We start from the raw sequence: 13,089 nt of genomic DNA, 5'->3' as shown, positions 1-13,089 counted from the left end.
GCCCTCACACATCTATAGCCGATCCAGGCGTAGGGAGAGCGGGCTTCCTAGCCACAGCGCATGGTCTGTGTGATCGAGTAGGTCGCTGCCCGTCTCTGGGTGAATCAGAACGGACAAGCCGGCGCGGTTCAGCATCAGCCATTCGACGACGGCACCGAGTTGGACGCTGGTCAACTCCACCTGGACCTGTGGCATCGGCAGAGGTCCGCCGGGTCGGTCAAGCCAGCCTGTGACGCTGACCCCGGCCACCTCGGCCAGCCGAGAACCGACTGCTCGCGCCCGCTCAGCGTCACCCGGCTCGAAGAAGAGGTGAGCGTGGAAATTCAGCATGCTGCAGTATCGCCGACAACCCTTCCCCGACGTATCCCGCTCATCGCAGAGAATGCGGGAACCAGCCCCTGGCTTGGAGGGTGACGGGGCGAGTCGGCAGCTGTGGTGTCGACCTTGCCGAGTTGCTGTGAGCTCCTGACGGCAACTCTCCTAGATCTACACGGATTGGGCGACGAACCGCAGCATCGCCACCGGCCGGCGGTCTGAACCGCCTACCGGTGAGAAACCGGGAGGCAGACCGGAATCCGCCCGTCCGGAAACTCAGCCACTCGCAAGGCGCGCGCTGATCGGCAGATCCGGGCCTCTGCGGCGGGGCCGAATGTCACTCATGGCGAGTCGGGGAGGTTGTTCGCGGCTTGCGTGTCAGGGTCAACTCTGGCGGGCGAATTTCGGTGGCAGGCACCTTGTCCGGCGCATAACGCAGATCAAGACGGCGCGCCACGACCGGCGGCACGCTGCTGGGTGGCAGCGCGCCGCCGGTCATCGGGAGTTCGGCTGGGCTCGGCCGCTGAGGGGTCAGCGCAGGTGGGAGGTCTCGTTTACTGAGCGGACGGCTATGTTGCCGTCCGGCCAGATGTCCATGGTCGAGACTCCTGCCGCGTCCAGGAACATGCGGTGCAAGAAAGCGTCTGACGCCGCCAAAGCATCCTTCAGGATCAGCTTTATCGGGGAGACGTGGGAGACCACTACGACTACGCCGCCGGCGTACTCGTCCTTGATCGTGGCCATTACGCCTCTGGTTCGCTTTGACACCGCTCGGAACGACTCGCCACCGGGGGGCGCTACCGCGGCTGAAGCCAGCCACTCGCGCATCTCGTTCGGCCATCTCTGCTGTACCTCGGCGAAGGTCAGGCCCTCCCAGTCGCCGAAGTCGCACTCGATCAGGTCGGGGACCACCGTCACCGGGATGCCGCCCACCTCAGCGGCGATCAGCTCCGCCGTACGCGTACATCTGCCCAAGGGCGAGCTCAGGACGGCCGTGACATCACGGCTTATGCCGGCCACCCGGCCGCCGGCCGCCATCGCCTGCGCCTGGCCCTCGTCCGACAGGGGTACGTCGCCGCGGCCGGAGTAGCGGCCCTGCTTCGTCAGGGCCGTCTCACCGTGCCGGACCAGGATGATCCGGGTGGCGTTGTCCAGGGACGGGGGCGCCCAGGACGCCGGTGGCGCTTCGGCCTCCTCGGCGACGGAAACCTCGGGTGCCGAGCGCGGGATCTTGCCGGTGGCCTCGTCCATGGCGCGGTTGGCCAGGGCATCCGCCGCCTTGTTGCGTTCCCGGGGGATCCAGTCGAAGGTGACCTTGTCGAAGTGGGTGACCAGCTCGGCCGCGGTGGCCGCCAGCGGGCGCAGGCCGGGGTGTTTGATCTGCCAGCGGCCGGACATCTGCTCGATGACCAGTTTCGAGTCCATCCGGACGTCGACCTCGGTGGCGTTCAGTTCCCGGGCCGCCTTCAGGCCTTCGATCAGGCCGCTGTACTCGGCGACGTTGTTGGTCGTGGTGCCCAGCGAACCGAGGCGTTCCAGCAGGATCTCGCCGGTCGGGTGGGCGCGGACCACCGCGCCGTAACCGGCGGGGCCGGGGTTTCCCCGGGACCCGCCGTCGGCCTCGATCGCTACCCTCACAGGCCGGACTCCGCGGTGCGCACCATGATGCGGCGGCATTCCTCGCAGCGGACCACGTCGTCGGGCGCGGCCGACTTGACCCGGTTCAGGTCGGCGCCGTACAGCTCGATGCGGCAGCCGCCGCAGCGGCCGGAGCGGAACAGGGCCGCGCCGAGGCCCGACTCCGTCCGGATCTTGTCGTAGAGGGCGACCAGGTCGGCCGGCAGGTCGGCGGAGAGCGGGCCGCGGCTGGCGTTCTTGAACTCCGTCTCCTTGGTGATGTCGCTCATCGCCTCGTCGCGGCGGCGCTCGGCCTCCTCGCGGCGGGTGGCCGCGGCGGCCAGCCGGGCCTTGACCTCGGTCAGCGTCGCCTCGGCGGTTTCCTTCTGCTCCATCAGCTCGAGCTCGGCGTCCTCCAGCTCCGACTGCCGCCGGTTGAGGGTGGTCAGCTCGTGCTGGAGGCCCTCGATCTCGCGGAGCGCGCCGCCGCCGTCGAGGCGCTTCTGGTCGCGGTCCTTGCGCTGGCGGACCTGCTCGATGTCCTTCTCGAAGCGGGTGATGTCGCGTTCGATGTCGTCGACCGCGACCTGCGCGCGAACCCGCTCGTCCTCCAGCGCGGACAGCTCCCGCGACACGGTGTCGATCTCGGCGAGCTCGGGCAACGACTTCCGCCGGTGGGCGAGCTGGGCCAGGGCGGTGTCGACTGCCTGCAGGTCGAGCAGGCGGCGCTGGGCTTCCGGGGAGGCCTTCATGGCTGGGTCTCTTTCTCCGAGGAACTGAAAGCATGGACGGTCCAGGGGTCGGTGTCCACGTCGGACACCGTGACCGCGACGTCGAACTCGCCGCGCAGCCATTCGGCCACCTCGTCCAGCCAGGGGCGTTCGGTCGCCCAGTGGGCGACATCGAGCAGGGCGGGGCCGTCCTCGGCGAGATGCTCACTGGCGGGGTGGTGGCGCAGGTCCGCGCAAACGTACGCGTCGACACCCGCTCGCGTCGCATCGGACAGGAACGAGTCACCGGCACCGCCACACACCGCGACGGTGCGGATGGTCCGGGCCGGGTCGCCGGCCGCCCGCACCCCGGCCGCGGTGGCCGGCAGCCGGGACGCCGCGAAGCCGGTGAACTCGGCCAGGTCCATCGGCTCGGGGAGCTCGCCGATGCGGCCGATGCCCCGGCCGCCGCCGGTGGCGGCCGGCACGAGCGGGCGCAGGTCGCCCAGGTCGAGCCGCCGGGCCAGGGCGTCGGAGACGCCGGGGTTGGCCACGTCCGCGTTGGTGTGCGCCGCGTAGAGGGCCACGTCGCCGCGGATGAGCCGGTGGATGATGCGCCCCTTGTAGGTGTCGGGGGCGATCGTCGACACCGGCTTCAGCAGCAGCGGGTGGTGCGCCACGATCAGGTCGGCGCCCTCCGCGAGGGCCTGGTCGACGGTCTCGGGGACGCAGTCGACCACGCAGAGGACCCGGGACACGGCGTGGTCGAGGTCACCGAGCACCAGCCCCACCCGGTCCCAGGACTCCGCCCAGTCCCGGGGATAGCGCCGGTCCAGGGCGTTCACCACGTCCAGGACGGTGGGTGGTGCGGCGTTGTCGGTCACGGCCGACAACTCTATCGGGCTAGCTGACCGCGCCTGGCTCGACTCGGCTGCTCATCGTCACCGGATTGCTGACCGCCTGCAGGGCGCGCCGCCACGGGAACTGACTGCGGAAGCGATCGGTCTGCCCGGGGCCGCCCAGCCGGCACACATCCTCGCCGTACAGGACGTGCACACCCCAGTCGCGGAGCTTGGCGAGACTTTCGTGCAGCGCGGGGTGCAGAGCCATCACCTTGTTGGTGTAGGGGACGACGGCGGTGGCCACGCCGTACCCGTAGCCCTCGACGAGCAGGCCGAGGACCAGCGTGTCGGTGATCCCGGCGGCCCACTTGTTGACCGTGTTGACCGTGGCCGGCGCGACGATCATCGCGTCCGCGGCGGGCAGCATGTCGGGGTCGCCGGGGCTCTTGTAGTAGGTACGTACCGGATGTCCGGTCTGTGCCTGCAGTGCGGCCACGTCGACGAACTTGCGACCGTCCGGCGTCGTGATCACACACACCTCCCAGCCCTCCTGCTGGGCCAGCCCGACCAGAATGCCGACATCACGGGCAATAGGGGATCCACAGACCAGGATGTAGAGCACGCCTGGCGAGTTACCGGTAATCACGCGGGGACCCACCTCATACGCCGACTCCCATCTGCTCAGCCAACTCCGCGATCGGAGCCGGCGGCGTGCCTCGCGTCCGGCGAAGCACGTCGGATAGAACCTCGTGGGCGAGCGGGCGGCAGCGGATCTCCGACGGGGCGAGCCGGTCACCCTCGAGGAGCATCTCGCTGGCCTTCTCGATGTTGCCGATCTGCGTGTACCCGCGGGCGATGTCCAGGTAGTGGTGCGCCCGCCGCTCGGGCAGCATCGCGTTGAAGCCCACCGGGTTGAGCAGTTTCTCGTGGGTCTCCACCGCCATCCGGCCGTCGCCGAGTTCGACCGCCGTGGCGCAGCGGTGCAGCTGCACGTTGGTCGGGCCGAAGCTGGTCCAGTAGTGGTTGAAGTCGCCGCCCAGCTCCAGGGACGCCTGCTCGGCACCGCAGAGCAGGTCGCGCACGGTCGCGCTGTCGCCGATCCGCGCCGCCGCCATGGCGCCGTTGAGCAGCAGCATGCCGTACACCGAGAGCCGGTCGGGGTGGGTCTGGTCGCGGCTGGGCGCGAGCCGGTTGGCGATGTTGACGTTGACCTCGAGCGACGGACGCACCCGGCCGAGAGCCAGCAGCGCGCTGCCGACCCGGTAGCTGGCCAGCCCGGCGAGCAGCTGGTCGCCGGCCCGCTGGGACACCGCGATGGAACGGTCCGCGGCGAGCCAGGAGAGCTCGTGCTCGCCGACCTTGCGCAACGCCGAGGAAGCGATCTGGTAGACCTGCCCGAGCAGGTGGGCCGCGTCCTTGGCCTCGTGCGTGGTGGCGTGGGCACTGTCGGCGGCCTGCGCGTCGCGCAGGAGCTTGGGCAGGGCCCGGGCGAGTACGCCGTACTTGGCGTGCTGGTAGGTCAGCCAGGCGTGGCTGACCGCTTTACGCATTTCCGTCAATGGTGGCGAGTTAGGCACAGCCTGGAAGAACGCGCTCATCTGGTCATACCGCTCCAGAGCCGCGCGAATCTCCTCAACTTCCACCTGGTCGATGCAGTTCTGTGTTTCCGGCCGCCGTTCCACGTCCTTGCCCAGCAGCAGCTGGACATCGACCTGAAGTACGTCGGCGATCTCGTAGACCACGGAGAACTTGTCGAGTCGGCGGACCCCGCGCTCCACCTTGTCAACCCAGCTCTTGGACTTACCCAACCGGTCCGCGAAGACCTGCTGGGACATCTTTCGTCGGCCGCGCCAATAGGCGACGCGGCGGCCGATCGGCAGCTCGTCCACGGTGCCTCCCCCGACTCTCCGACGACCCCCGCCGGCGAGCCCTTGTGTCAACTGCAGTCTGACCACTTCACGCGTACGTGTGTCGCACAGCGTGTGTGATCGCCTGCTCACCGATGCTCGTAGTTTTTGTTGCAACTTGCAAAGGGTGAATCTGCCGAACCCAACGAGGTGTGTCGGGCTTGGATACGGTTCCGGCGGCTGATATGGCCGTCGGTCCACCCGAAAATTCTCCTGGACCGAAGGTTGTGGAGCCATGCAGTGGACTGCCAATCGGCCGTTCGTCCACCTGGAACGGTTGCGTCTGCGCCGGCAAGCGCTGCGTTACGCCGCCCACGGCTGGGCCGTGACGCCGGGCGCCTGGCTGGCCGGGAACCGATTCGCGTGCGGCCGGCCCGGCTGCCCGATCATGATGTGCCATCCGGCCATGGAGTCCTGGGAGGACAGCGCCTCCACCGACACCGGCCTGGTGCACCGGTGGTGGCGGCACCGACCGCACAGCGTGCTGCTCGCCACCGGCCTGCGCTTCGACGCGCTGGAGGTGCCGTCCTCGCTCGGCCTGCGAGTTTTCGGCGCGGCCCGGCTGCACGGCGCGGCCGGCCCGGTCGCGGTCACCGCGGCCGGACGCTGGATGTTCCTGGTGCGGCCGGGCGCACCGCTGCGCGTCGAGTTGGAGCACCGGCTGGACGTGGTGCGGCACGGCCGCGGCTCGTGGATCCCGGCCGCACCGAGCCGGATGCTGGAGGGCCCGGTGCGCTGGGCCGTGCCGCCCGAGCGCACACAGTGGACGCTGCCCGCGCCCGAGGTCGTCCAGAAACTGCTGGTCGAGGCGATCGGTGCGGTCCGGGAACCGCGGATCACCGTGCCGCGGCAGCTGTCCACCAGCCGGCGAGCCGGATAGGCCACCAGCCGGCGAGCCGGACAGGGGCGCTAACGTCCGACCGACCGCCGGATCGTTGACGCTGGTGGCGGACGGTACACGGGCATCGGCGGGGGCACGCATGTCGACAGACAACGTAGTTGCATTCTGGGTGACGGTCGAGTCACACAAAGGAATGAACGTGCGTGATCGCGGTGCCGGCACCCGGCCCCGCGGGTCACGCCCGGTCGGTTCCCGTCCCCCGGGGACTCCGCGACGTAGTTGACGGCCGGGCCCGGACGTGGATCCGGGCGCCCTGCCGGTCGAAGATGGTGAGGAACTCGACCGCCTCACCGGCGCTGCCGAACCAGTGCGGCGTCCGGGTGTCGAACTCGGCCGCCTCGCCGGCCGGCAGGATCAGGTCGTGCGGGCCGAGGATCAGGCGCAGCTTGCCGGTGAGCACGTAGAGCCACTCGTAGCCCTCGTGCGTTTTCGGGTCGGGCTTCTGCCGGGTCTCCCCGGCCGCGATGATGTGCTTGAACGCCTGCGGCCCGCCCGGGTTGCGGCTCAGCGGCAGGATCAGCTGACCGAACCGTTCGATCGGTCGCGCGTACACCCGGGGATCGCCGGTCGGCGGCGCGCCGACCAGCTCGTCCAGCGGCACCCGGTGGGCCTGGGCCAGCGGCAGTAGCAGTTCCAGGGTGGCCTTGCGCTGCCCCGACTCGAGCCGGGACAGGGTGCTGACCGAGATCCCGGTGGTCTCGGCCAGGGCGGCGAGCGTGATCCCCGATTTGCGGCGCAGCGCCCGCAGCCGGGGCCCGACCTCGCGGAGCACGTCATCGGTAGGGGTCACGGCACCAATGATGCGGCAGCGGCCAGCTCCCGGTAGGCGTCCAGCACGACCGTGGTCCGGCTGGCCAGCTCGGGCGCGGACTCGGCGGGCGGGGCGCCCGCGGTGAGCCGGGCCAGCACGTGCTCGGCCTGCCGGGCGGTCGCGCCGATCCGCAGCTCCCGCACGAACGTCTCGCCGGCCTGCGCGGTCTCGTCGATGCTGCGCAGGATGCGGTTCGCCTGCCCGGCCGAGTCGAGCCACAGCTGTTCGGTGCGTTCCCGCTGCTCAGCGAGGGCCAGCGCGGCCGGGCTGTCGGCGGGCACGTCGGCCATCCGTACGCCCAGCAGGCCGGTCCGCAGCGCGCGGATCTCCTGCCGCCGGACCAGCAGGGTGGCCAGGTCGTCGAGGGCGTGGGTCAGGGTGCCGTCGGCAACCTCCGGGTCGATCATGCCGGGCAGCGCCGGCCAGGTCTGCCGGATCCGGCGGGCGACGGCGACGGCCCGGCCGTAGGCCGCGCGCTCCTCGGGCGTACGCAGGACGCGCGCGCCGGAATCGCGGGGAATCGCGAAGGTCGTCCGCTGTGCCCGGCGCCGGTCGTCCCAGCCGGCCAGGCCGACCGTGACCAGGATGATCCCGGCCAGCAACCAGCTCGGCAGGCCGGCCGCGAACATCAGCGTCGAGACGAGCACCAGCGGAAGGCTCAGGCGGGCGAGAAAGGCAACCCGGACCTCGCGGCTTCGCCCGCTCGGGGTCACGGGAAGGAGCTCGGTCACGGTTCCGGTGCGGGTGCGGCGGGCGCGACCGGTCCGGGTCTTCAGCGGGTACGCCGAGACCACGGTCTTCTCGGTATCCGCGCCGATGAACAGCTCCGCCACAACACCCCTCCCCTGATACCTGGGCGGGCCCGATCGCCGAGGGGATCTCCGACCGGGGCCCGCCCACCGGCGGGTACTCCCCGCAGGCAACAGTTGGATCGGCTCCCGGCCGGGTCGAGTTGAATGTTCATCCGTTGCTTCCCGGTTGCCCTCCGGGTGGGGCGCCTCACCCGACGGTGATCGATGTAGCCTCTCCGGGTGACTGCCGTCGATCTGATCCTGCGTAAGTTCGACGGTTCCCCGCACCGCCAGGTCACCGGGCAGTTGCTCGGCGAGGACGCGTACGGCACCTGGCTGGCCACCCCGCGCGGCAGCGTGGTCAGTTACCACTACGGCGACCGGCCGACCGGGCTGACCCGGGCCGACGCGGTCCGGCTGATCCCGGCCGAGGGCTGGTGGATGGCGATGTGCCTGGCCGAGCCGGACGCCCGCGACATGTACTGCGACGTCACCACCCCGGCCCGGTGGACCGGCCCGGCCGAGATCACCGTGATCGACCTCGACATCGACCTGGTCCGCTACCGCGCCGACGGCCGGGTGGAGGTCGAGGACGAGGACGAGTTCGCCGAGCACCGGGTCTCGCTGGGTTACCCCGACGAGATCGTCGCGGGAGCCCTGCAGGCGGTGGCCGAGCTGCGCGAGGCGCTCACCCAGAACGAGGAACCGTTCGCCGACCATTACCGCAAGTGGCTCGGCCAGGTGGGCCGGTCCTGAGCGAGCCGGCCGCCCGCCTCCGCTGACCCCGAAACTGTCAGAGGGTGACCCTAGTGTCACCCCCATGAATGACACCGCGCTCCAGTCGTCCCCCATCACCCTCGACCGCCGCGTGGTCCTCGGCGACACCGACTATCAGGTGACCGCTTTCCCCACCGATGACCACCGCATCGACCTGTGCATCGTGAGCACCGACCCCGACGGCCGGGTGATCAGCGAGCTGAGTGCCGGCCTCTGCCCCGCCGACCTGCCCAACGTGACCGACGTCCTGACCTCGACCCTGGCCGGCCTGATCGCCATGACCCAGCCCCCACCGCCCCCACCCCACTAGCGGCCCCCGCACCCAAGCGACCGCAACCACGACATCGTGGGGCCTCCGGGGGCTCGGCCCCCGGAGTAGATATGACAAGGCCCCCTGTCCGCGCTTTCTGCGGACAGGGGGCCTGCCGGGACTGGTGGGCGCGGTAGGTTTCGAACCTACGACCCCTCGCTTGTAAGGCGAGTGCTCTCCCACTGAGCTACGCGCCCGTTCACGTCATCGTAGCGGCAAGGTCGCTATCGCCGCGTCCCAGGCTGCTCGGTCTCGGGCCACGCCGGGACCGGCCTCCTCGGCGAAGCGGATGACGCCGGCCCGATCGATGAGGAAGGTGCCCCGGTTGGCGAAGCCGGCCGTGTCGTTGAAGACCTGGTAACGACGCGCCACCTCGCCGTGCGGCCAGAAATCGGCCAGCAGCGGGAAGTCGAAACCCTCCTGCAGCGACCAGACCTTGTGGCTGTAGACGGAATCCACGCTGACCGTCAGCACCTGAAGATCATCGGTGGCATAACGGTCGATGTTGTCCCGAATACCGGTCAGTTCGCCCTTGCAGGTCCCTGTGAAAGTCAGGGGGTAGAAGACCAGCAGGATCGCCTTGCGGTCGGTGAAGCCGCCCAGCCGTACCTCTTGGTTGTTCTGATCCTTGAGGGTGAAGTCAGGCGCGACGGCCCCAACCGGCAACGGCATGGGCACATGCTAACCGGACCGGCGCCAACGGACGCCGGCCGGCACGGAGATCACAGCGAGCTACTTCTTCTTGGCACCCCTGGGGGAGACGAGCCGGGCACCCGTCCAGTCCTTGCCGGCGTTGACCGTCGAGGTCTGCTGCAGGCCCGCCGTCTGGGCGGACTCGCTGATCTCGCTCGGTTCGACGTGCCCGTCACGGCCGGCCTTGGGAGCCAGAAGCCAGACCACGCCGTTACCGGCGAGGGGGCCAAGGGCATCGGTAAGCAGTTCGAAGAGGTCACCGTCACCGTCGCGGTACCACAACAGCACCGCGTCGACGACCTCGTCAGTGTCTTCGTCGACCAACTCGCCGACGCGTTCGGTCAGGGTGTCACGGAGGTCCTCGTCGACGTCGTCGTCGTAGCCCATCTCCATGACCACCATGTTCGGCTCGAAGCCGAACCGGTCCGCCAGGCTGCGTACGCCGTCGGCCTGACCAGCGGTCGCGCTCACTGTCTAAGTCCTCCTAGCCAAGAATAATGAAGTTGCCGGAAACCTTGGGGTAGTCCACACACTTGTGGGCTCATGCGCAAGTGGCGCACCGGGTGTGTGGCAATTTACCGTGCCAGCAGCGCATGGGCACCCTGTGTGATCGCATCCTCCCCCACCACCACGTGTTGCGCGGCCGGTCCCAGCGGAATCAGCGAGTCCGCCGATGCTATCCGCCGCGCGGAGCCGACAAAACCGCCATCCACCAGGGCCGCGAGGATGCCCTCGCCGACCCCGCCGGAGCGCCGGGTCTCGTCGACGATCAGCACCCGGCCGGTGGCGGCGGCCTCCCGGACCAGATCGGCGGCCGGCAGCGGGCTGAGCCAGCGAAGGTCCACCACGCGGGATCCGTAGCCCTCCTCGGCCAGCCGGGCGGCGACCCGCAGGGACAGCCGGACGCCGTTGCCGAAGGTCACGATGGTCAGATCGGCGGCGTTGCCCACCGGATAGGTGCGGGCCCGGCCGATCGGCACGTGCTCACCCGACCAGGAGACCGGCCCGGCGTACGGCGAGAGCCACTCGTTGTCGCCGGCCTCGTAGAGGTCGCGGGTGTGGTAGAGCGCGATCGGCTCGAGGTAGACGCAGACGCTGCCGTCCGCGGCGGCGGACGCCAGGCAGGTGCGCAGCATCGGCGCGGCGTCGGCCGGCCGGGACGGCACGGCCAGCACCAGGCCCGGGATGTCGCGCAGGACGGCCACCGAGTTGTCGTTGTGGAAATGCCCGCCGAACGCCTGCTGGTAGGCGAGACCCGCGACACGTACGACCATCGGGTTGCGGTAGGCGCCGGACGAGAAGAACGACATGGTGGCGGCCTCGCCGCGCAACTGGTCCTCGGCATTGTGCAGGTAGGCCAGATATTGGATCTCGGGGATCGGCAGCAGCCCGTCCAGGCCGGTGCCCAGGGCCAGGCCGAGGATCGTGGTCTCGTCGAGCAGGGTGTCGAAGACCCGCTCGGCCCCGAAGCGCTCCTGCAGCTTCTTGGTGACGCCGTAGACGCCGCCCTTACGGCCCACGTCCTCGCCGAACAGCAGCGCGCCCGGGTTGGCCAGCAGCGCGTCGGTGAGCGTCGCGTTGATCGTCTGAGCGAGGGTGAGCGGCCCGGCCTGCTCCGGCAGCTTGCCGTCGAAGGCCTGCATGCGGGTGGCGGCCCCGGGCCCGATGGCCCGGGTGGCCACCTCGGTGATCTCGTGGGCGACGCGCAGCGGCCGGCGCGGGGCGAGCGGGCCGACGACCTCGGTGAGCGAGGTGAGCTTGGGCTCGCCCAGCACCTCCTCGGCCACCTTGCGGACCTGCCAGCCGATCTCGTCGTACCGGGCGATGACCTCCTCGGGGCCGAGCAGGCCGGCCGCGACGATCTCCCGGGCGGTGGCGATGATCGGGTCCCGCTCGAGGTCGCGGTTGATCGCCTCGGTGGACCGGTAGGCGACCTCGGCGTCGGCACCGGCGTGCCCCATCAGCCGCACGGTGGACAGATGCAGCACGGCCGGCCGGCGCTCGCGGCGCACGAACCCGGCCGCCTCGGCCGCGGCGTCGTAGGTGGCGGCCAGGTCGCAGCCGTCCGCCGAGGTGTAGCGCACGCCGGGGCGGGACGACAGCATCGCGGCGAGCCAGCCGTCCGGGCTGGGCACGCTGATCCCGAGCCCGTTGTCCTCGCAGACCAGCAGCAGCGGCAACCGGACGTCGGAGTGTTCGAACCAGCCGGCCGCGTTGAGCGCCGCGGTGGCGGTGGCGTGGTTGGCCGACGCGTCGCCGAAGGTGGCCAGCGCGATCGCGTCGGCCGGCCAGCGCCGGTCGGCCCGGGAGCGGGCCAGTGAGAAGGCGAGACCGACCGCGCGCGGCAGGTGCGAGGCGACGGTCGAGGTGGTCGGCACGATGTTCAGGTCGGCGCTGCCGAAGACCTTGTGCCGGCCGCCCGCGATCGGCTCGTGCGCGCTGGCCACGACGCCGCGCAGGACGTCGCGGGCGGCGTCGGCGAGGCTCTTGGCGCGGGCGCAGAAGAACGCGGCCGAGCGGTAGTGCAGCAGCGCCGGGTCGGTGGGCAGCAGGGCGGCGGCGACGGCGGCGTTGCCCTCGTGGCCGGACGAGCCGATGGTGTAGAAGCCCTCGTTGAAGCTGCGTAACCATCGGGCGGCCAGGTCGAGGTGGCGGCTGGCCAGTTGGGCGTCGAACAGTTCGAGTGCGCGTGCCCCGGTCAGGGTCGAGCCGTCGCGGACGGCGTCGCCCGGCGCGCGGCGCGCGTCGGGGGCCGGCAGCGCGGTCACCGCGTCGCGGAAACGCTCGTCGAGGTTCTGCGGGGTGGTCACGCGATTCAGCATTGCCGACCTGAGCCACGCCCGCCACGTCAGAAGTCAGCAAATTGCATTCATCCGGCTGCGAAGAGTGTTTTACTCGGCTAATGATCTTGAGAGCGGCAACGGTCGTGCTCTGGCTGGGCGCCACGGCGGCCCTGTTCCTGCTGCTGGATCTCTACACATAGGCTGGCCGATAGGCTCGCCCGATGCGTACCGAAGTGATCTCCGTCCGGACCGGCGGGTCGCCGGTTGTCCGCGACATCACATCTGAGGCCGCGGCGTTCGTCCGGTCCGAAGGGGACGGCCTGCTGCACGTCTTCGTGCCGCACGCCACCGCGGGCCTCGCGATCATCGAGACCGGCGCCGGTTCCGACGACGATCTGCTGACCGCGATCGACCAGCTGCTGCCGGCCGAGGACCGGTGGCGGCACCGGCACGGTTCCCGCGGGCACGGCCGTGACCACGTACTTCCGGCCTGGATCCCGCCGTACGCGACACTGCCGGTGATCGGCGGAAAGATCGCGCTGGGCACCTGGCAGTCGATCTGCCTGGTGGACACCAACGGCGACAACCCGACCCGGCAGGTGCGGTTCTCATTTATCAAGGGCTGATGAAGT

The 13,089-nt window shown here is 70.2% G+C and carries 15 protein-coding genes and 1 tRNA gene; 4 read left to right on the top strand and 12 right to left on the bottom strand.

The window, feature by feature from the left end; genetic code table 11:
• Positions 1-12: 12 nt before the first annotated feature.
• The 6 genes from Ate02nite_RS49835 to Ate02nite_RS18550 all read right to left on the bottom strand — a co-directional run bounded on the left by Ate02nite_RS49835 (position 13) and on the right by Ate02nite_RS18550 (position 5,373).
• Entirely contained in the window at positions 13-330 is a 318-nt protein-coding gene (locus Ate02nite_RS49835; RefSeq protein ID WP_203807159.1) for a DOPA 4,5-dioxygenase family protein, read from the bottom strand.
• Between the two features lie 516 nt (positions 331-846).
• On the bottom strand, positions 847-1,992 hold the full coding sequence (locus tag Ate02nite_RS18570; RefSeq protein ID WP_203807157.1) for a bifunctional RNase H/acid phosphatase: 1,146 nt from the start codon (positions 1,990-1,992) through the stop codon (positions 847-849).
• Entirely contained in the window at positions 1,950-2,684 is a 735-nt protein-coding gene (locus tag Ate02nite_RS18565) for a zinc ribbon domain-containing protein (protein ID WP_203807155.1), read from the bottom strand. The genes Ate02nite_RS18570 and Ate02nite_RS18565 overlap by 43 nt, the downstream gene beginning before the upstream one ends.
• Positions 2,681-3,535 carry a Nif3-like dinuclear metal center hexameric protein gene (locus tag Ate02nite_RS18560; RefSeq protein WP_438871221.1) on the bottom strand — a complete coding sequence of 285 codons (855 nt, stop codon included), beginning with the start codon at positions 3,533-3,535 and terminating at the stop codon, positions 2,681-2,683. Before Ate02nite_RS18560 ends, Ate02nite_RS18565 begins: the two co-directional genes overlap by 4 nt.
• A 10-nt stretch (positions 3,536-3,545) precedes the next feature.
• Entirely contained in the window at positions 3,546-4,130 is a 585-nt protein-coding gene (locus Ate02nite_RS18555; RefSeq protein ID WP_203807151.1) for a flavoprotein, read from the bottom strand.
• Between the two features lie 13 nt (positions 4,131-4,143).
• Positions 4,144-5,373 carry a helix-turn-helix domain-containing protein gene (locus Ate02nite_RS18550; RefSeq protein ID WP_203807149.1) on the bottom strand — a complete coding sequence of 410 codons (1,230 nt, stop codon included), beginning with the start codon at positions 5,371-5,373 and terminating at the stop codon, positions 4,144-4,146.
• A 253-nt stretch (positions 5,374-5,626) separates the two neighbouring features.
• Here Ate02nite_RS18550 and Ate02nite_RS18545 point away from each other — a divergent pair, with 253 nt between their 5' ends.
• A complete protein-coding gene (locus tag Ate02nite_RS18545) occupies positions 5,627-6,271 on the top strand; it encodes a bifunctional DNA primase/polymerase (protein ID WP_203807147.1) in 645 nt (214 codons plus the stop codon).
• A 196-nt stretch (positions 6,272-6,467) separates the two neighbouring features.
• On the opposite strand, the gene Ate02nite_RS18540 is transcribed toward Ate02nite_RS18545, so the two are convergent.
• Together Ate02nite_RS18540 and Ate02nite_RS18535 are read right to left on the bottom strand one after the other, a co-directional pair.
• Entirely contained in the window at positions 6,468-7,082 is a 615-nt protein-coding gene (locus Ate02nite_RS18540) for a helix-turn-helix domain-containing protein (RefSeq protein WP_203807145.1), read from the bottom strand.
• Positions 7,079-7,936, bottom strand: a complete 858-nt coding sequence (locus tag Ate02nite_RS18535; RefSeq protein WP_203807143.1) for a hypothetical protein — start codon at positions 7,934-7,936, stop codon at positions 7,079-7,081. Before Ate02nite_RS18535 ends, Ate02nite_RS18540 begins: the two co-directional genes overlap by 4 nt.
• A 198-nt stretch (positions 7,937-8,134) precedes the next feature.
• Between Ate02nite_RS18535 and Ate02nite_RS18530 the strand changes: the two genes are divergently transcribed.
• A complete protein-coding gene (locus Ate02nite_RS18530; protein ID WP_203807141.1) occupies positions 8,135-8,650 on the top strand; it encodes a ribonuclease FAU-1 family protein in 516 nt (171 codons plus the stop codon).
• Positions 8,651-8,714: 64 nt separating this feature from the next.
• A complete protein-coding gene (locus Ate02nite_RS18525) occupies positions 8,715-8,981 on the top strand; it encodes a hypothetical protein (protein WP_239147509.1) in 267 nt (88 codons plus the stop codon).
• 122 nt (positions 8,982-9,103) lie between these two features.
• Here Ate02nite_RS18525 and Ate02nite_RS18520 read toward each other — a convergent pair.
• The 4 genes from Ate02nite_RS18520 to Ate02nite_RS18505 form a co-directional block, all read right to left on the bottom strand.
• Positions 9,104-9,178: transfer RNA gene (locus tag Ate02nite_RS18520), tRNA-Val, on the bottom strand.
• Between the two features lie 7 nt (positions 9,179-9,185).
• Positions 9,186-9,653 carry a peroxiredoxin gene (locus tag Ate02nite_RS18515; RefSeq protein WP_203807139.1) on the bottom strand — a complete coding sequence of 156 codons (468 nt, stop codon included), beginning with the start codon at positions 9,651-9,653 and terminating at the stop codon, positions 9,186-9,188.
• A gap of 60 nt (positions 9,654-9,713) precedes the next feature.
• Positions 9,714-10,145: a DUF3052 domain-containing protein gene (locus Ate02nite_RS18510; protein ID WP_203807137.1), complete on the bottom strand. Its 432-nt coding sequence runs from the start codon at positions 10,143-10,145 to the stop codon at positions 9,714-9,716.
• A gap of 104 nt (positions 10,146-10,249) precedes the next feature.
• On the bottom strand, positions 10,250-12,496 hold the full coding sequence (locus Ate02nite_RS18505) for a thiamine pyrophosphate-dependent enzyme (RefSeq protein WP_203807135.1): 2,247 nt from the start codon (positions 12,494-12,496) through the stop codon (positions 10,250-10,252).
• A gap of 182 nt (positions 12,497-12,678) precedes the next feature.
• On the opposite strand from Ate02nite_RS18505, the gene Ate02nite_RS18500 reads away from it, so the two are divergent.
• Positions 12,679-13,083, top strand: coding sequence for a YjbQ family protein (locus Ate02nite_RS18500; RefSeq protein ID WP_203807133.1), 405 nt, complete (start codon positions 12,679-12,681; stop codon positions 13,081-13,083).
• The last annotated feature ends 6 nt before the right edge of the window (positions 13,084-13,089 follow it).

This window comes from Paractinoplanes tereljensis (assembly GCF_016862435.1).
Lineage (GTDB): Bacteria > Actinomycetota > Actinomycetes > Mycobacteriales > Micromonosporaceae > Actinoplanes > Actinoplanes tereljensis.
The sequence above is the reverse complement of the archived record's forward strand: the minus strand, read 5'-3'. Positions and strand labels throughout refer to the sequence as shown.